Raw genomic sequence first — 17,289 nt, forward strand, 5'->3', positions numbered from 1 at the left:
TCAGTCTCCCTAAGATGTTAACTTGGTTAACACCTAGGCGGAAATCGCGGCAATTGCATCCGCTTTTGCGAGAATTTCTCGGGCGGTCGCCACATGCAGGTTTTCGACGATTTTGCCGTCCACCACAGCCACGCCCTGCCCCGATGCCTCGGTCTCTTCGAACGCAGTAATCTGGCGGCGGGCCAGATCAATTTCTGCCTGGCTCGGGGCAAAGGCTTCATTCGCGACTGCAACCTGCGCCGGGTGGATCAGAGTCTTACCATCGAATCCCATGTCACGGCCCTGGGTGCTCTCCAGGCGCAGCCCCTCATCATCCTTGAAGGCATTATAGACACCATCCACAATGATCAGCCCTTCAGCCTTGGCGGCCAACAGGCACAGACCGAGGCCTGCCATCATCGGCAAACGGTCCGCACGGAACCGTGTCTGCAGCTCCTTCGCCAAGTCATTGGTGCCCATGACCATCCCCTGCAACTTGGGATGGGCCGCGATCTCAGCTGCATTCAGCATACCGCGCGGCGTCTCCATCATCGCCCAAAGAGGCTTGTCGCCGGTGACTTCGGCCAGCGCGTCCAGGTCTGCCGGGCTCGATACCTTTGGCAGCAGGATCGCATCACAGTCCATCGCTGCGGCCGCCCGGGCGTCATCCTTGCCCCAGGGCGTGTCAAAGCCATTGATCCGCACGATCCGAACACGCGCGCCATATCCACCCTCGGCCAGAGCCGCGGCCAGTGTATCGCGCGCATTTTCCTTTTCTTCAACCGAGACCGCGTCCTCAAGATCAAAGATCACAGCATCCACTGGCAGGGTCTTGGCCTTTTCAAGGGCGCGAGGCTTGGAGCCAGGGATGTAGAGTACCGAACGATAAGGGCGTGTGCGCGGATCCATCAGGAAGCCTCCAGGTTATTTTGTTGCGCAAACGGGTATAGATTCGGGCGAAAACTTTCAAGAGCATTCATGCCGCATCGCAGAATCGACCCTGCGACACATATTAGACACAGTGCTAAGCCGCCTCGAAAGAAGGATATTTTTCTTAAGCATTGACTTCAGTCAGCCAGGCCCGGCGGATTAACTCTTTTTCAAAGTGTCCTTGGCACAGTTTATGTATCGCAGCGGCCGTGTTGGCCGGAGACCCCATCGGGATCAAAGCCCTTATTTTTAGGGCCTAGGTTCACAAAGTGATAGGTCTCGGCGCGGGCAAAATGCCCTTTTGGAAAGACTGGGCCAAAGGCCTGCATAACCATTACGTCAATTGAATCCGGTCCTGATCTGGTCGGTTCGAAAGAGAGGTCACGAGACCGCTCTCTCTCAGGTCAGCCGTTCCGCAAAGGGTAAAACCCAAGGAGAAGACGATGTTTAAAACTGTACTTGGCCTATCTGCACTGGGCTTTACCGCGAGCCTCATGGCCACCTCCCCTGCACTTGCACAGGGCCGCAATTGCGCCCCCCGCGAGGTTGTCGTTGAACGTCTCGCCGAGAAATATGGCGAAAGCCGTCAGGCCATCGGCATAGGCCAACAAGGCATGGTCATGGAGACCTTCGCCTCTGCCGAAAGCGGCAGCTGGACCATCACTGTCACCATGCCCACCGGCATGACCTGCTTGATGGCATCAGGGCAATCCTTTGAAGCCCTGGCTGAAGCAGTGCCCACCACGGATAACGACGCCTGACCCCCGTTTCCAACAGGGCGCCCCCCTTCTGCACATGTGCCGCAACCTCTAATGTAGGCCTAAAACCTTCGCATGCCCCTTCGAAAGTTGGGGCGGCGCGATAGGTGAATCCCCCCCCATATACATGGTCTAAGATTACATGGTCTAAGATCTTGTGACCTGTTTGCAGAGGTGCATCCAGAGGAAGGCACCGTACGCTCACCACAATTCCTCATCATGCCCTGTTATGGCCCGCCATTGCCCCACAAGTGGCGCGGCCGCAACAGCGGCTGACCTCCCTCCTGACAGACCCAGAATCGACACTTGCTATGGGATAGCGGCGCATTTTGTTGCCCTGCGAAACCGCGGTGACATCTCCCAAATGCGCCTCCTTTGCTGCTAAATGCGAAAAACATAGCAACAACTGTAGCCAAAACTGATGGCCCCATCCCCCTTATTTGCAAGCCTTTTTGACCTCCTCCACCCCGGAGATTCGCTCTCCTCTTGCGATATGCCGCAGCGCAGAACCCTTGCGCGGGCGCGCGTGAGGGCGTAGGCATCCCCCCAATTTCAACCGGACCGGAGAGAAATCCCCATGGCCAGACCCAAGATCGCGCTAATTGGCGCAGGCAACATCGGCGGCACGCTCGCCCATCTCGCAGCAATCAAAGAACTCGGCGACGTCGTCCTGTTTGACATCGCGGACGGCCTTCCCCAGGGCAAAGCGCTCGACATCGCCCAATCCGGCCCTGTTGAGAAAATCGATGCGGCCATGTCTGGCTCCAGCGATTACTCTGCCATTGCTGGCGCCGATGTCTGCATCGTTACCGCCGGTGTCGCACGTAAGCCTGGCATGAGCCGGGATGACCTGCTGGGTATCAACCTGAAGGTGATGAAATCTGTTGGTGAAGGCATCGCGGCCCACGCACCAGACGCCTTTGTCATCTGTATCACCAACCCGCTGGACGCGATGGTCTGGGCGCTGCAGAAATTCTCTGGCCTGCCCACCAACAAGGTCTGCGGCATGGCTGGTGTGCTCGATTCTGCGCGTTTCCGCCACTTCCTGGCCGAAGAATTCAACGTCTCCATGCGTGACGTAACCGCCTTTGTTCTGGGCGGCCACGGTGACACCATGGTGCCGTCAGTGCGTTATTCCACCGTTGCCGGTATCCCGCTGCCCGATCTGATCGACATGGGCTGGACTACCCAGGAGAAACTGGACGCTATGGTTCAGCGTACCCGTGACGGTGGCGCCGAAATCGTTGGCCTGCTGAAAACCGGCTCCGCCTTCTATGCGCCTGCGGCCTCGGCGATTGAAATGGCCGAAGCCTATCTGAAAGACCAGAAACGCGTTCTGCCCTGCGCCGCCTACTGTGACGGCGACCTTGGCGTCAACGACATGTATGTCGGCGTGCCCACCGTGATTGGCGCCGGCGGCGTTGAAAAGGTTGTCAACATCAAGCTCAACAAAGAAGAGCAGGAAATGTTCGACACCTCTGTTGCCGCGGTTCAGGGACTGGTTGACGCCTGCAAAGGTATCGACGGTTCATTGGCCTAACCCATCCAGCAGCGGTATGCGCCGCAGCCAAAAATAATCGTGCACGCTCCAGTTGGGGCGTGCATTTTCATTTGCCCCGACCCCACCTTGGGCCGACTTTGGGCATAGGCCAGGACGGCCGCGCTCCGTCGCCTGCGTCGTTGCCTTCTTGCACATGTCGTTTTTGGCCGGACGATACGGTACGAATCAAATGAATTAGGCATTTGTAAATTTGTGATCACACGCTCGAAAGCCGTGATCACAAAACCCGAAAATCTTCATCATTTCCCTGTGAGACGTCAAAAAAGCCTTTAAACATTTGGCATATGACGGCGTTATGACAGAGATTATTGAAGCCAGACGGGACAGTTTCTCATGAACATCCACGAATATCAGGCCAAGGCCCTCCTTCGCAGCTACGGAGCGCCTGTTTCAGACGGCCGCGTCGTGCTGAAGGCCGACGAAGCCAAAACCGCAGCAGGCGAGCTTGACGGCCCGCTTTGGGTGGTAAAGGCGCAGATCCATGCCGGCGGTCGCGGCAAGGGCTCCTTCAAAGAAGCCGATGCCGGTGAAAAAGGCGGTGTCCGCCTGACCAAATCGGTCGAGGAAGCCTCGGAAGAAGCCAAAAAGATGTTGGGCCGCACCCTGGTCACACATCAGACCGGCCCAGTGGGCAAACAGGTGAACCGCATCTATATCGAAGCGGGCTCCGGCATTCAGACCGAACTCTACCTGGCGCTGCTGGTTGATCGTCAAACCTCGCGCATCTCCTTTGTCTGCTCCACCGAGGGCGGCATGGACATCGAGGAAGTGGCGGCAGCAACCCCTGAAAAAATTCTTTCCTTCAGCGTTGATCCGGCCACCGGCTATCAGGCCTATCACGGCCGCCGCATCGCCTTCTCGCTCGGCCTTGAGGGCGCGCAGATCAAGCAATGCGTCAAACTGATGGGTCAGCTCTACCAGGCCTTTGTCGAAAAAGACATGGAGATGCTGGAGATCAACCCGCTGATCGTTTCCGACTCCGGCGACATCAAGGTGCTCGACGCCAAGGTCAGCTTTGACGGCAACGCCATCTACCGTCACCCTGATGTGGCAGAGCTGCGCGACACCACCGAAGAAGACCCCAAAGAGCTGGAAGCCTCCAAGTATGACCTGAACTACATCGCGCTCGACGGTGAGATCGGCTGCATGGTGAACGGTGCCGGCCTCGCGATGGCCACAATGGACATCATCAAGCTTTACGGCGCTGAGCCTGCAAACTTCCTCGACGTGGGTGGCGGCGCCACCAAAGAGAAAGTCACCGAGGCCTTCAAGATCATCACCTCTGACCCCAACGTCAAAGGCATCCTGGTCAACATCTTCGGCGGCATCATGCGCTGTGATGTGATTGCCGAGGGCGTGGTTGCCGCGGTGAAGGAAGTCGGCCTGCAGGTTCCGCTGGTTGTCCGTCTTGAAGGCACCAATGTGGAAGCCGGTAAAGAGATCATCAACACCTCTGGTCTTGACGTGATCGCAGCCGACAACCTGTCTGACGGCGCCGAGAAGATCGTGAAAGCGGTAAAAGGGTAAAGACTGTTGGTTCGTCGCTCGCTCTGTTTCGCTCTGACTTTTGCAATGTGCACCTCCGCCGCCTTGGCGGGTTCTGCGCAGAAAGCAGAGTATGCGCATCTGTTGGATGTGTTTCAAAAGACTTGTGTTGCCGCATTTCCTGACTTCAGCAAAATTCAGGACGAACTGGTATCATTGGGCTTTGAACCAACCAGCGATGGGAATTGGGTGAGCGAGCAAGTGTTTGTGAAGGCTCAGAATGGTGACGGCAATGAGACAGTCCCTTTTTGCCACGCCAACCTTCGTTTGAAATCAAGCACCCGCGAACTTTCTGACGCAGCACAAGCTGCCCTTGTTTCAATGGGGGTGCACGTCATTCGCGCCCAAAGAAAGGGCGTAAGACTAACCGCTGAATTGGAGAAAAGCGGTGTTCTAGGTGAGCTTTTTACCGACAGCTTGGGACCGACATCGATCATCGTAATCCGAGGCAAGCGCTGACCAAACCTCGATTTGTAAAGGCGCTAACTCAATTTGCGGCTTGCTCCGCTAAACGAACAAACAAGGAGAACGCCAAATGGCAGTCCTCATCGACGAAAACACCAAGGTCATCTGTCAGGGCTTCACCGGCTCGCAGGGCACCTTTCATTCTGAACAGGCCATCGCCTATGGCACCAAAATGGTTGGCGGTGTAACCCCAGGCAAAGGCGGCCAGAGCCACCTGAACCTGCCGGTCTTCAACTCCGTGCACGAAGCCAAGCACGTGACCGAGGCCAATGCCTCTGTGATCTACGTGCCGCCCCCCTTTGCCGCCGACTCGATCCTCGAAGCGATCGACGCCGAGATGGAACTGATCGTCTGCATCACCGAAGGCATCCCGGTTCTGGACATGATGAAGGTGCAGCGCGCACTGGAAGGTTCCAAATCGCGCCTGATCGGCCCCAACTGCCCCGGCGTGATCACCCCTGACGCCTGCAAGATCGGCATCATGCCCGGCCACATTCACAAACGCGGGAGCGTGGGTGTTGTATCGCGCTCCGGCACCCTAACCTATGAAGCTGTGAAACAGACTTCTGACATTGGTTTGGGCCAGTCTTCGGCCGTGGGCATTGGTGGCGACCCCATCAAAGGCACCGAACACATCGACGTGCTGGACCTGTTCCTGGATGATGATGAAACAGAATCCATCATCATGATCGGTGAGATCGGTGGCTCAGCAGAAGAAGAAGCCGCTGAGTTCCTCGCCGAGCAGAAGAAGAAAGGCCGTTGGAAGCCTGTCGCTGGCTTTATCGCCGGCCGTACAGCCCCTCCCGGCCGCCGTATGGGCCACGCTGGCGCGATTGTTGCCGGTGGCAAAGGTGGAGCCGAGGACAAGATCGAAGCCATGCGTTCCGCTGGCATCGTTGTCGCCGAAAGCCCCGCGGGCCTGGGCGAAGCCGTGCTGAAAGCGATCAAAGGCTAATGACTACCCGCCGGGGCGCAGAGCGCGCCCCGGCCTACCCACTCGAAAACGGCAGGCAGACATGACGCAGGCACCCAAAATTCTGGGCTTTCGATACAAACAACAGGTAACTGCAGGCCTGTCGACCGGTGGAGCTACGCGCCCGCCATCTGCAAAAAACTCCGTAAGCATTGCGAAACACATCTGCCCTATACCCATTGGTCAAAGCCATTTGACCAACCAAACCTGCTCTATTTCACAACCCAGTCTCTGATCCTCTGCAGTGAGAACATCCATGACAGACAACTCCCCCAACGACCTGTTCCACGCCTCCTCTTTCATGCAGGGGCACAATGCCGAATATCTGGAGCAGCTCTACGCGCAATACGCCACCGACCCCTCAGCGGTAGATGCCGCCTGGGGTGAGTTCTTCCGCCAGATGGGCGATGCAGAACTTGATGTGAAGGCAGAGGCCGCAGGCCCCTCCTGGGCGCGTGGCGACTGGCCGCCCGCCCCTACGGATGATTTGACCGCTGCGTTGACAGGCGAATGGCCTGCCCCGGTCGAAACCAAAGCCGCTGGCAAAAAGATCGCCGAGAAGGCCGCCAAGGTCGGCGTCGAGGTCTCGGACGAGCAGATCCAACGTGCGGTGCTGGATTCCATCCGTGCTCTGATGCTGATCCGCGCCTACCGGATCCGGGGCCATCTGGCCGCCGACCTTGACCCACTGGCCATGCGTTCGGATGAACCACATCCCGAGCTGGATCCGCAAAGCTATGGCTTTATGGAAGCCGATATGGATCGCCCGATCTTCATCGACAATGTTCTGGGTCTGCAGGTTGCCTCGATGCGCCAGATCGTTGATATCGTCAAACGCACCTACTGCGGCACCTTTGCGCTGCAATACATGCATATTTCTGACCCGGCGCAATCGGCCTGGCTGAAAGAGCGCATTGAGGGCTACGACAAGGAAATCAAATTCACCCGCGAAGGCCGCAAAGCGATCCTCAACAAGATGGTTGAGGCCGAAGGGTTCGAGAAGTTCCTGCATGTGAAATACATGGGCACCAAGCGCTTTGGTCTGGATGGCGGCGAAAGCCTGATCCCAGCGATGGAGCAGATCATCAAACGCGGCGGCAATCTCGGCATCGAAGAGATTGTCATCGGTATGCCCCACCGGGGTCGTTTGTCGGTGCTGGCCAATGTGATGCAGAAACCCTATCGCGCCATCTTCAATGAATTCCAGGGCGGCTCGTTCAAACCCGAAGATGTCGATGGCTCTGGCGATGTGAAATATCACCTCGGCGCCTCGTCAGACCGGGAATTTGATGGCAACAACGTCCATCTCAGCCTGACGGCAAACCCCTCGCATCTGGAGGCGGTGAACCCGGTTGTTTTGGGCAAGGTCCGCGCCAAGCAGGATCAGAAAAACGACGCAGATCGCACCAAGGTTCTGTCGATCCTGTTGCACGGTGATGCGGCCTTTGCCGGCCAGGGGGTCGTCGCAGAATGCTTTGCGCTCTCCGGCCTCAAGGGTCACAAGACCGGCGGTACCATGCATATCGTGGTGAACAACCAGATCGGTTTCACCACCGCGCCGCATTTCTCGCGCTCCTCTCCCTACCCCACCGACAACGCGCTGGTGGTTGAGGCGCCGATCTTCCACGTCAATGGCGACGACCCAGAGGCGGTTGTGCATGCCGCCAAGGTCGCCACTGAGTTCCGCCAGAAGTTCCACAAAGATGTTGTCCTCGACATCTTCTGCTACCGCCGCTTTGGTCACAACGAGGGCGACGAGCCCATGTTCACCAACCCGTTGATGTACAAGAAGATCAAGGGCCATAAAACCACGCTCAGCCTCTACACAGAGCGTCTGGTAAAAGACGGGCTGATCCCTGAGGGCGAGATCGAGGACATGAAGGCCTCTTTCCAGGCACACCTGAACGAAGAGTTCGAGATCGGCAAAGACTACAAACCCAACAAGGCCGATTGGCTGGATGGGCGCTGGTCGCATCTGGACAAAAAAGATGAGGACTACCAGCGCGGTAAAACCTCGATTGATCCCGAAACCATGGCAGAAATCGGGAAAAGCCTCGCTTCGGTGCCTGAGGGCTTTCCGATGCATAAAACCGTTGGTCGCTTCCTGGCGACCCGTGGCAAGATGTTTGAAACCGGCGAGGGCTTTGACTGGGCCACAGGCGAAGCTTTGGCCTTCGGCTCACTGCTGACCGAGGGGTTCCCTGTGCGTCTGGCTGGACAGGACGCCACCCGTGGCACCTTCTCGCAACGCCATTCCGGTATCATCAACCAAGACACTGAGGAACGGTATTTCCCGCTCAACAATATCCGTGCGGGGCAGTCACACTATGACGTGATCGACTCGGCCCTGTCTGAATATGCGGTATTGGGCTTTGAATATGGCTATTCGCTGGCGGAACCAAACGCGCTGACCCTCTGGGAAGCTCAGTTTGGCGATTTTGCCAATGGCGCACAGATCATGTTTGACCAGTTTATCTCATCCGGTGAAAGCAAATGGCTGCGGATGTCCGGTCTGGTCTGCCTGATGCCACACGGGTTTGAAGGTCAGGGACCCGAACACTCCTCGGCGCGATTGGAGCGGTTCTTGCAAATGTGTGGTCAAGACAACTGGATTGTCGCAAACTGTACCACACCGGCGAACTACTTCCACATCCTGCGCCGTCAGCTGCACCGTTCCTTCCGTAAGCCGCTTATGCTGGTGACTCCAAAGTCGCTGCTGCGTCACAAGCTGGCTGTCAGCAAGGCCGAGGAGTTCACCACCGGCTCCAGTTTCCACCGGGTGCTCTGGGATGATGCCCAACATGGCAACTCCGACACCAAGCTGGTCAAAGATGAAAAGATCAAGCGAGTCGTCATGTGCTCTGGCAAGGTCTACTACGATCTGCTGGAAGAGCGCGACGCCCGCGGCATTGATGACATCTACCTAATGCGGATTGAGCAGTTCTACCCTTTCCCGGCGATCTCGCTGGTCAAGGAACTAGAGCGTTTCAAAGGAGCCGAAATGGTCTGGTGCCAGGAAGAGCCTAAAAACCAGGGGGCCTGGACCTTTATCGAACCCAATATCGAATGGGTGCTGAGCCGCATCAAGGCAAAGCACACCCGTCCAGCCTACGTTGGCCGTGCCACCTCGGCCTCGCCTGCAACCGGCCTCGCCAGCCAACATAAAGCCCAACAAGCTGCGCTCGTGAACGACGCGCTGACCATCTGAGGAAGACAGACATGACCACCGAAGTTCGCGTGCCCACCCTGGGCGAATCCGTTACCGAAGCCACCGTTGCCACCTGGTTCAAGAAGCCCGGTGATACTGTGGCTCAGGATGAAATGCTCTGTGAGCTAGAAACTGACAAAGTCACCGTCGAAGTGCCCGCCCCTGCCGCTGGTGTTCTGGCAGATATCGTCGCCAATGAAGGCGATACCGTTGGCGTAGACGCGCTGCTGGCCAATATCTCTGCCGCTGGCGCCGCCGCGGCCCCAGCCCCCGCAGCTGCTGCTGCCCCTGCCGCTGCACCGGCAGCAAGTGGTGGCAGCACCGATGTGATGGTGCCCACCCTGGGCGAATCTGTGACAGAAGCCACCGTTTCCGTATGGTTCAAAAAGGTCGGCGACAGCGTCGCGCAGGACGAAATGCTCTGTGAGCTGGAAACCGACAAGGTCTCTGTCGAAGTGCCCGCCCCCGCTGCTGGTGTTCTGTCCGAGATCACTGCAGCCGAAGGCAGCACCGTTGAAGCCAGCGCCAAGCTCGGCGTGATCTCTGGCTCTGGTGCAGCAGTTGCGGCGGCGCCGGCCACAGCCCCCGCTGCAGTGGCTGCTCCTGCCGCCGCAGGCAAGGACATCGCAAATGCGCCATCGGCGGAAAAGGCCATGGCCGAAGCCGGGCTCTCTGCCGCCAATGTGGCGGGCACCGGTCGTGATGGCCGCATTATGAAAGACGATGTTGCCCGCGCGGAGGCCGCCGCTGCGGCAGCTCCGGCGCCTGCCCCAGCCGCGCCCCGCGCCCCTGTTGCCGCACAGGACGCCGCCCGCGAAGAACGGGTGAAAATGACCCGCCTGCGTCAGACCATCGCCAAGCGTCTGAAGGACAGCCAGAACACCGCCGCCATGCTCACCACCTATAACGAGGTGGACATGGGCGAGGTCATGGCGCTGCGCAGCCAGTACAAAGACCAGTTCGAGAAGAAGCACGGTGTGCGTCTGGGCTTTATGTCCTTCTTCACCAAGGCCTGCTGCCATGCTCTGAAAGAAGTGCCCGAAGTCAACGCTGAGATCGACGGCACCGACATCGTCTACAAAAACTACGTCAACATGGGCGTTGCCGCCGGCACCCCAACTGGCCTGGTGGTCCCGGTCATCCGCGACGCCGATGCGATGTCCTTTGCCGAAATCGAAAAAGCCATCTCTGCCAAGGGCAAACTGGCCCGCGATGGAAAGCTCTCGATGGCGGATATGCAGGGCGGCACCTTCACGCTCTCCAACGGTGGCGTCTATGGCTCGCTGATGTCCTCGCCGATCTTGAACCCACCGCAGTCCGGTATTCTGGGCATGCACAAGATCCAGGACCGCCCCATGGCGATCAACGGTGAAGTGGTGATCCGCCCGATGATGTATCTGGCGCTGAGCTATGACCACCGCATCGTCGACGGCAAAGGCGCTGTGACCTTCCTGGTGCGCGTCAAGGAAGCGCTGGAAGATCCCCGACGCCTGCTGATGGATCTGTAGCCTTCGATGGACGCAATTGCTCCCCAGAAATCCAAGCGCTATTGGGCCGTAATAGCCATTACGGCCCTTAGCTTGGCGATCTCGTTGTTAAACGCATTGCTTCCTTTATTTTTGGACCTTCCTTCACCAAGGCTCGGTCAACTCCAAACGAACCTGGTGGCGGTTTCAACAATTGCGGCCAAGATTTCCCTGATTTTGCTGTTGCTTCGTCACAGTAGACTTGCGGTCATCGCGTCTCTTGCTTGGCTCCTTTCCTTTGCTGTCAGCTTTCTGCTCGTTTTCCATGACTTAGGTTTTGGTCGCGTATTGCCAGAAAGCATGGTTCTTGTTTTTTGGCTGGCATGGGCCCTACAAGCGACCGTTCCCATTGTAATTTGCCTCGCGACAGTCTGGTTCCTGAGAAATGGAACCCTCGAATGACCACTGAACTCACCGTCCTCACCCTCGCCGGCCTGCTGCAGATCCTTCAGTTCTGCGCATATTCCTTCACCGCCAATCAGCAGGTCAGCCGCCGCGTGGCGCTAGGCCCGCGCGATGAACCCGTGACGCTGACCGGCACCGCTGGCCGTTTCAAACGGGCGATGGAAAACCATTTTGAGGGGCTCATCCTCTTCACCATTGCCTGTTTGGTCGTGACCCTTGGTGACCAGTCCACCACAACCACTCAGACCTGCGCCTGGATCTACCTTGGCGCGCGGATCGCCTATGTCCCCGCCTATGCCCTGGGGCTCTCGCCCTGGCGGTCGGTGATCTGGTTCATCGGCCTTCTGGCCACCACATCCATGTTGATCGCCGCCCTCATATAGGCTTTCATCTTTCCAACAAATATTCCGGGGGAGGCCCAATCGGGCCGGGGGCAGAGCCCCCCCCCCAGCCAACAACAAAGGACCCTCACTCATGGCAAGCTACGACGTCATCATCATCGGTGCAGGCCCCGGCGGCTATGTCAGCGCCATCCGCTGCGCCCAGCTGGGCCTGAAAACCGCCATCGTAGAGGGCCGCGAGACCCTCGGCGGCACTTGCCTCAACATCGGCTGCATCCCCTCAAAGGCGCTGCTGCACGCGACTCATATGCTGCACGAGGCGGAACACAACTTTGGCAGTATGGGCCTCAAGGGCAAATCCCCCTCGGTCGACTGGAACCAGATGAAAGCTTACAAGGAAGACGTTGTAGGCCAGAACACTGGCGGTGTTGAGTTCCTGATGAAAAAGAACAAGATCGACTGGCTCAAAGGCTGGGCCTCGATTCCGGCAGCCGGTCAAGTCAAGGTTGGCGATGACACCCACGAGGCCAAGAACATCGTTGTCGCCACCGGCTCTGTGCCCTCCACCCTGCCCGGTGTCGAGGTAGACGAAAAAATCGTTGTCACCTCCACCGGCGCGCTGGATCTGCCCAAGGTGCCCAAGAAAATGGTCGTTATCGGCGCCGGTGTCATCGGGTTGGAACTTGGTTCGGTCTATGCCCGCTTGGGCTCTGAGGTCACCGTGGTCGAATATATGGATGCGGTCTGCCCTGGCATGGACAAAGACGTGCAGCGCGGCTTCAAGCGGATCCTGGAAAAACAGGGCCTGAACTTCATCATGGGTGCGGCTGTGCAGGGGGTCGAGGCCTCCAAGACCAAAGCCAAAGTGAAATATGCCCTGAAGAAAGCCCCTGAGACCGAGGAAACTCTCGACGCTGATGTGGTGCTGGTCGCCACCGGGCGTAAAGCCTATGCGGATGGGCTTGGCCTGGATGCACTGGGGGTTAAACTGACCGAACGCGGCCAGATCGCGACGGATGCCCAGTGGCGCACCAATGTGCCCGGCCTCTATGCCATTGGCGACGTCATCGAGGGCCCAATGCTGGCCCATAAGGCCGAGGACGAAGGCATGGCGGTCGCTGATGTGATTGCCGGCAAACATGGCCATGTGAACTATGGCGTCATTCCCGGTGTGGTCTACACCACGCCGGAAGTGGCCACCGTTGGCGCGACTGAGGATGCGCTCAAGGCTGAGGGTCGCAAGATCAAGGTTGGCAAGTTCAACTTCATGGCCAATGCCCGCGCCAAGGCGGTGCATCAGGCCGAGGGTGGTTTTGTCAAAATCATCACCGACAGGGAAACCGACCGTATCCTGGGGGCCGCCATCATTGGCCCTGGCGCTGGCGATCTGATCCACGAGATCTGCGTTGCGATGGAATTTGGTGCCTCCGCCGAGGATGTCGCCCTCACCTGCCACGCCCACCCCACCTATTCGGAAGCGGTGCGCGAAGCCGCCCTGGCCTGCGGCACCGGCGCCATCCACAGCTAAAGCAATCAACGCCCCGGCTTTTCCCGAGCCGGGGCGTCTTTTATGCGAGCATCCATTTGAAAACATATGTGTTGGTGCCAATTGTTCTAACCGGCCTGGTAATCGGATTTGTCTCGGCTTCACAGCTTTGGCCCAGCCCCAGTCGAGCAGAGGGCATGGCCAGGCTCTTTGTTGAGTTTTGCCTGCCACATCACCGCGGTGAAAACATGCTCCCCAAGGCTTTAGCCGAATTTGTCGCAGAGAGTAGCGACCTGGCAGGGACGCGCTGGATTGACAATGAAACCGCCAGCTATCTGTCTCTAAGAGCTAGTAAATGCAGTATCGACACTGTTCATCCATTTGCCCTGTCCCATGAAGACGCCGAAGATTTGCTCAATCTCGTGGCAACCATCGTTGAGAAAGAATTCCCGGATTTACCCTTTGACCCCAAAGCCGCCATGGGTCCAGAGACACTCAGCAAGGGCTGGCTTGAAGGACCTTTGCAATCGCCTGAGCGTTGGGGTGTCTTCTTTTGGGCCTTTCCAGATTGGGGCGATAGTTCTGGCAGTGTTCTCATGCTGACATCCCCATCGGGCTAAGGTCTTCCATCTGAACGCAGCGCAGCGTCGCAGAAACTATCGCTAGGAAAGCCGCCATATCAGCTGTCTACTGTTTTCACAGAAACCCAAAGGAGGAAAACACATGGCCGTTTCACTACAAGTCATCTATCCAGTCAGCGACGACAGTACATTTGATCACGCTTATTACGCCGATACGCATATGGCTTTGGTCCAGGAACATATGGGTCCACATATCGACCGGGTTCTGGTCACCAAGGGGCTCGCCGGAGGCCCGGATCAACCCGCCGGGTTTCATGCTGTGGCCACAATCGTCTTTGCCGATCAGGCGGCTATGGGCGCCGCGATGAAGGCCTCAGGCCCGGTGATGGCCGATGTGGCGAATTTCACCAATATCCAGCCGCAGGTACTGATCGGGGAAGTCATCGCCTGACGGCGCCTTGGCTGGTTCACCACATGGTCTGGGCTGCGCGCGCGCCCCAGGCTTGGTCATAGTCCTTGCCGCCTTCTTCGCCATCGGTCTGCTCGGCTAGGATCTCACCCATCGTTGGCAGGCCTTGGCTTTCATCCACGCCTTTCCAGGTGCCTGCGCGCAGCATAGCGCGGGCACATTGGCTGTAGATTTCATCGATGGCGATGACGATCACAGTGGCGGGCTGTTTGCCCTTCTTTTCAAAGCGGGCGCGCAGATCTTCATCCGCTGTCACCTGAGCCGTACCGTTGACGCGCACAACATTGTTTGATCCGGGCACCAGAAACATCAGCGAGACCCGCCCATCGCGTACAATATTACGCAGACTGTCGAGTCGATTGTTACCGCGCCAATCAGGCATCGCCAGGGTTCCGGGGTCCAATTCCAGCACCACCGGGCCATCATCACCCCGCGGGCTATCATCTGTCCCTTCTGGCCCCACGGTGGTCAGCATACAGAGCTTGGAGGCCATAATCCATTTGCGATAGAGCGGCGTCATCCGCCGCGCCACCTTGCGCAACGAGGGCGCCCCAGGCGTGCCATAGAGGGTCTCTAGCTCTTGGATGGTTTTAAGATACTGCATCTGGATCAAACCCCAATTCCCGCATCAAAGTATCAGATTTTGCTTCAACCCGCGTCTCCAGGATTTCCATAAACTCTTTACGGTCCAGGCCCGGCTCGATCTGGTCGAGAAACTCTACCACGGCCACGCCGGGTTTGCGCATGATGCCTGTGCGCGGCCAAAGCACACCGACATTGGTCGCCACCGGGACACAGGGCTGGCCCAGCTGTTCATACAAAACACCAGTGCCGACCTTGTAGTCCGCCTTAACCCCCGGCGCGACGCGGGTGCCTTGGGAGTAAATGATCAGCTGGCCCGCCTCCTGATGGCCTTCTTTGACGTCTTTCACCATTTTGTCGATGGCTGCCCCGCGCTTACCGCGATCCACGGCGACACAGTCCAGCAGCTTGGCATATTGGCCAATGACTGGGGTCCGCAGTATCTCTTTCTTCATGATGAATTTCGCTGTGGGCAGCGCTGTAAAGATCATCATGATATCCAGAAAAGACTGGTGTTTTGCGGCGATCAACACCTCGCCCGATGGCGGCGTACCGCGCACCTCACAGCGGATGCCCACCATGAAACGGGCCGTCCAAAAGACCCAGCGCGAATAGCTTTTGCAGCAGATTCGGGCACCGCGTTTGCTAAAGATGGCCCAGGGCGCAAACATCAGGCCAAAGATCGGCATCATGAAATAGATCTGAAACACAAAGAGAAAGGACCGCAGCCACTGAATTGCAAATCTCACGTCAAATCTCCCAAACGTTTCTTGGCGGCGCGGGTAGTTGCTGCAAAAGCCACCAAAGCGCCCAATGGCGGGATGAGCAGCGGCAGACCCCAGGCCCAGCCCTGAAACCCAAGCCCGGTCAAAAACCCACCCTCATTAGAGGCTGCCGGCATCAGCCAGACTCCGAACATGCCCAGCACAACGCCCACGGCCGCCCCGCCCAGGGCGCGGAGGGTAAAGCGGCGGACAAAGGCATGGGCGATATAGCTGTCCAGCGCCCCAACCAAGCGCAGCACCTCAATCACCTGAGCATTGGCGGCAAGGGCCGCATTCGCCGCCAATGTGATCATCGCCGCTGTGGCCCCCGCAATCAGCAGAATAGAAACCGCCCCCAAGCGTCGCAGCGCCCGCGCTGCGTCCACCAAAGGCGCGCGCCAGCGGGTGTGATCATCCAGAACCGCCCCGGGCAGCTCTGCCTGCAATCTAAGCCGCAGCCCAGTGCCATCATAGCCGGGATCGCCTTCGATCACCTCGATGAGCTGTGGCACGGGCAGGCTGTCAATAGGAAGAGCCGAGCCAAACCAAGGCGCCAGGAGCTCGATTTGTTCCTCGGTGGTAAAAGCGCGCGCCGAGGCCACACCTGGGGTTTGCCGTAAAATGGTCAGGGCCGCTTCGGTCTGGGCCACGCGCTGTTCGGCGGGGGCATTGATCCGCAGGGTGGCGGCCCGGGCCAGCTCATCCGCCCAGCGAGTGGCCAGCCGCCCCGAGGCCAGCGACAGGGCCAGAGCAAACACCGCAAGAAACGCCATGGCCCCCGAAACAAACAGGGTCAGCTGGGCAGTAAAGCCGCTGGGGGGGACCACCCGGTCCGCCTGGGCATCGCCCATGATGAGCTTGCGCAACCGTCCTTCACTCATAGGTCTGCCCCCGCCTGGATCAGCTGCTTGGCCGAAATCCGCAGCACCCGCGCCTGTACCTGTTTCTTTGCCGCACGGATCAGCGCCATATCATGGGTCGCAACCAGAATGGTCTTACCCATGCGGTTCAGCTCTACCAAAAGTTGCAAGAGGCGCTGTGACATCTCCCAATCCACGTTGCCAGTGGGTTCATCCGCGATAATGACATCCGGCGACAGGATGACGGAGCGTGCCAAGGCGGCTCGTTGGCGCTCGCCGCCGGACAGTTCCGGTGGCAGCGCATCGGCGCGCTGGGACAGGCCCACCCAATTCAGTAGCTCCCGCAGGTTGGCCTCTTCCTGGGACAGGTCTTTGCCGGAAACGATCAGCGGCAGCGCGATATTCTCGATCACCGGCAGGTGATCCAAAAACCGACAATCCTGATGCACCACACCGACACGGCGACGCAGATGCGCCATCTGGTCGCGATCCAGCCCCTGCACATCCATATTAAAGGCACGGACCCGGCCTGAGGTCGGCGTCAACGCCCCATAGCAGAGCTTCAACAGCGTGGTCTTGCCAGCACCCGAGGGCCCCGTTAGGAAATGAAACGACCCAGGCGCCAGCTTCACCGAGACATCGCTCAGCAGCTCCCCGCCTCCGTAGTTGTAGCCAACGTTTTCCAGCTCTATCACGACTGTCCCCTGTATGCGCTCAGCAGTTTTGCCCCAGCAGCCCGCCAGTTTCAATGGGCCATGGTTCAAAGCCCCCCATGCAGGCCTGTATCAGAGCCGCCAAAGCGTAATTCACCCTTTCACCAAAGAGCCGAACTGCCTATTGTCATTTGAAAATACTG

At 58.3% G+C, this 17,289-nt stretch carries 17 protein-coding genes; 12 read left to right on the plus strand and 5 right to left on the minus strand.

The annotated features are described in order from the left end of the window. Positions 1–33: 33 nt before the first annotated feature. Positions 34–888 carry a CoA ester lyase gene (locus MED193_RS10120; protein ID WP_009809619.1) on the minus strand — a complete coding sequence of 285 codons (855 nt, stop codon included), beginning with the start codon at positions 886–888 and terminating at the stop codon, positions 34–36. 464 nt (positions 889–1,352) lie between these two features. Here MED193_RS10120 and MED193_RS10125 point away from each other — a divergent pair, with 464 nt between their 5' ends. The 12 genes from MED193_RS10125 to MED193_RS10180 all read left to right on the plus strand — a co-directional run bounded on the left by MED193_RS10125 (position 1,353) and on the right by MED193_RS10180 (position 14,209). Beyond that, complete coding sequence (locus MED193_RS10125) at positions 1,353–1,670, plus strand: hypothetical protein (RefSeq protein WP_009809621.1); 318 nt, start codon at positions 1,353–1,355, stop codon at positions 1,668–1,670. A gap of 574 nt (positions 1,671–2,244) precedes the next feature. Continuing rightward, complete coding sequence (mdh, locus tag MED193_RS10130) at positions 2,245–3,207, plus strand: malate dehydrogenase (RefSeq protein WP_009809622.1); 963 nt, start codon at positions 2,245–2,247, stop codon at positions 3,205–3,207. A 354-nt stretch (positions 3,208–3,561) separates the two neighbouring features. Next, on the plus strand, positions 3,562–4,755 hold the full coding sequence (gene sucC, locus MED193_RS10135) for an ADP-forming succinate--CoA ligase subunit beta (RefSeq protein WP_009809623.1): 1,194 nt from the start codon (positions 3,562–3,564) through the stop codon (positions 4,753–4,755). Between the two features lie 6 nt (positions 4,756–4,761). Continuing rightward, positions 4,762–5,232, plus strand: a complete 471-nt coding sequence (locus MED193_RS10140) for a hypothetical protein (protein ID WP_157041327.1) — start codon at positions 4,762–4,764, stop codon at positions 5,230–5,232. Between the two features lie 76 nt (positions 5,233–5,308). Then, a complete protein-coding gene (gene sucD / locus MED193_RS10145) occupies positions 5,309–6,193 on the plus strand; it encodes a succinate--CoA ligase subunit alpha (protein ID WP_009809625.1) in 885 nt (294 codons plus the stop codon). Between the two features lie 274 nt (positions 6,194–6,467). Further along, positions 6,468–9,419, plus strand: coding sequence for a 2-oxoglutarate dehydrogenase E1 component (locus MED193_RS10150; protein WP_009809626.1), 2,952 nt, complete (start codon positions 6,468–6,470; stop codon positions 9,417–9,419). Between the two features lie 11 nt (positions 9,420–9,430). Next, positions 9,431–10,927, plus strand: a complete 1,497-nt coding sequence (gene odhB, locus MED193_RS10155; protein WP_009809627.1) for a 2-oxoglutarate dehydrogenase complex dihydrolipoyllysine-residue succinyltransferase — start codon at positions 9,431–9,433, stop codon at positions 10,925–10,927. Positions 10,928–10,933: 6 nt separating this feature from the next. After that, a complete protein-coding gene (locus MED193_RS10160; protein ID WP_009809628.1) occupies positions 10,934–11,347 on the plus strand; it encodes a hypothetical protein in 414 nt (137 codons plus the stop codon). Beyond that, positions 11,344–11,733, plus strand: coding sequence for an MAPEG family protein (locus tag MED193_RS10165; protein WP_009809629.1), 390 nt, complete (start codon positions 11,344–11,346; stop codon positions 11,731–11,733). The genes MED193_RS10160 and MED193_RS10165 overlap by 4 nt, the downstream gene beginning before the upstream one ends. Before the next feature lie 91 nt (positions 11,734–11,824). Beyond that, entirely contained in the window at positions 11,825–13,219 is a 1,395-nt protein-coding gene (gene lpdA, locus MED193_RS10170) for a dihydrolipoyl dehydrogenase (protein ID WP_009809630.1), read from the plus strand. A 155-nt stretch (positions 13,220–13,374) separates the two neighbouring features. Continuing rightward, a complete protein-coding gene (locus tag MED193_RS10175; protein WP_254655450.1) occupies positions 13,375–13,797 on the plus strand; it encodes a hypothetical protein in 423 nt (140 codons plus the stop codon). A 103-nt stretch (positions 13,798–13,900) separates the two neighbouring features. After that, a complete protein-coding gene (locus MED193_RS10180; protein ID WP_009809632.1) occupies positions 13,901–14,209 on the plus strand; it encodes an EthD family reductase in 309 nt (102 codons plus the stop codon). A gap of 16 nt (positions 14,210–14,225) precedes the next feature. On the opposite strand, the gene MED193_RS10185 is transcribed toward MED193_RS10180, so the two are convergent. From MED193_RS10185 to MED193_RS10200, 4 genes are read right to left on the minus strand one after another with little or no spacing between them, the layout of a single operon-like run. After that, entirely contained in the window at positions 14,226–14,831 is a 606-nt protein-coding gene (locus MED193_RS10185; protein WP_009809633.1) for a pyridoxamine 5'-phosphate oxidase family protein, read from the minus strand. Then, positions 14,818–15,558 (minus strand): 1-acyl-sn-glycerol-3-phosphate acyltransferase, encoded by a 741-nt coding sequence (locus MED193_RS10190; protein WP_009809634.1) that lies wholly within the window; start codon positions 15,556–15,558, stop codon positions 14,818–14,820. Before MED193_RS10190 ends, MED193_RS10185 begins: the two co-directional genes overlap by 14 nt. Then, the gene (locus MED193_RS10195; protein ID WP_009809635.1) at positions 15,555–16,454 is read right to left on the minus strand and encodes an ABC transporter permease; all 900 of its coding nucleotides are present in this window, start codon (positions 16,452–16,454) and stop codon (positions 15,555–15,557) included. The genes MED193_RS10190 and MED193_RS10195 overlap by 4 nt, the downstream gene beginning before the upstream one ends. Beyond that, a complete protein-coding gene (locus tag MED193_RS10200; RefSeq protein WP_009809636.1) occupies positions 16,451–17,128 on the minus strand; it encodes a cell division ATP-binding protein FtsE in 678 nt (225 codons plus the stop codon). The genes MED193_RS10195 and MED193_RS10200 overlap by 4 nt, the downstream gene beginning before the upstream one ends. Positions 17,129–17,289 lie beyond the last annotated feature (161 nt).

It is taken from the genome of Roseobacter sp. MED193, from assembly GCF_000152965.1.
GTDB lineage: Bacteria > Pseudomonadota > Alphaproteobacteria > Rhodobacterales > Rhodobacteraceae > Pseudophaeobacter.

What these genes read in the sequence shown, in the direction of transcription:
- MED193_RS10120 (WP_009809619.1), bottom strand. Translation starts at nt 888, where the DNA reads ATGGATCCGCGCACACGCCCTTATCGTTCGGTACTCTACATCCCTGGC.
- MED193_RS10125 (WP_009809621.1), top strand. Translation starts at nt 1,353, where the DNA reads ATGTTTAAAACTGTACTTGGCCTATCTGCACTGGGCTTTACCGCGAGC.
- mdh (WP_009809622.1), top strand. Translation starts at nt 2,245, where the DNA reads ATGGCCAGACCCAAGATCGCGCTAATTGGCGCAGGCAACATCGGCGGC.
- sucC (WP_009809623.1), top strand. Translation starts at nt 3,562, where the DNA reads ATGAACATCCACGAATATCAGGCCAAGGCCCTCCTTCGCAGCTACGGA.
- sucD (WP_009809625.1), top strand. Translation starts at nt 5,309, where the DNA reads ATGGCAGTCCTCATCGACGAAAACACCAAGGTCATCTGTCAGGGCTTC.
- MED193_RS10150 (WP_009809626.1), top strand. Translation starts at nt 6,468, where the DNA reads ATGACAGACAACTCCCCCAACGACCTGTTCCACGCCTCCTCTTTCATG.
- odhB (WP_009809627.1), top strand. Translation starts at nt 9,431, where the DNA reads ATGACCACCGAAGTTCGCGTGCCCACCCTGGGCGAATCCGTTACCGAA.
- MED193_RS10160 (WP_009809628.1), top strand. Translation starts at nt 10,934, where the DNA reads ATGGACGCAATTGCTCCCCAGAAATCCAAGCGCTATTGGGCCGTAATA.
- MED193_RS10165 (WP_009809629.1), top strand. Translation starts at nt 11,344, where the DNA reads ATGACCACTGAACTCACCGTCCTCACCCTCGCCGGCCTGCTGCAGATC.
- lpdA (WP_009809630.1), top strand. Translation starts at nt 11,825, where the DNA reads ATGGCAAGCTACGACGTCATCATCATCGGTGCAGGCCCCGGCGGCTAT.
- MED193_RS10175 (WP_254655450.1), top strand. Translation starts at nt 13,375, where the DNA reads ATGGCCAGGCTCTTTGTTGAGTTTTGCCTGCCACATCACCGCGGTGAA.
- MED193_RS10180 (WP_009809632.1), top strand. Translation starts at nt 13,901, where the DNA reads ATGGCCGTTTCACTACAAGTCATCTATCCAGTCAGCGACGACAGTACA.
- MED193_RS10185 (WP_009809633.1), bottom strand. Translation starts at nt 14,831, where the DNA reads ATGCAGTATCTTAAAACCATCCAAGAGCTAGAGACCCTCTATGGCACG.
- MED193_RS10195 (WP_009809635.1), bottom strand. Translation starts at nt 16,454, where the DNA reads ATGAGTGAAGGACGGTTGCGCAAGCTCATCATGGGCGATGCCCAGGCG.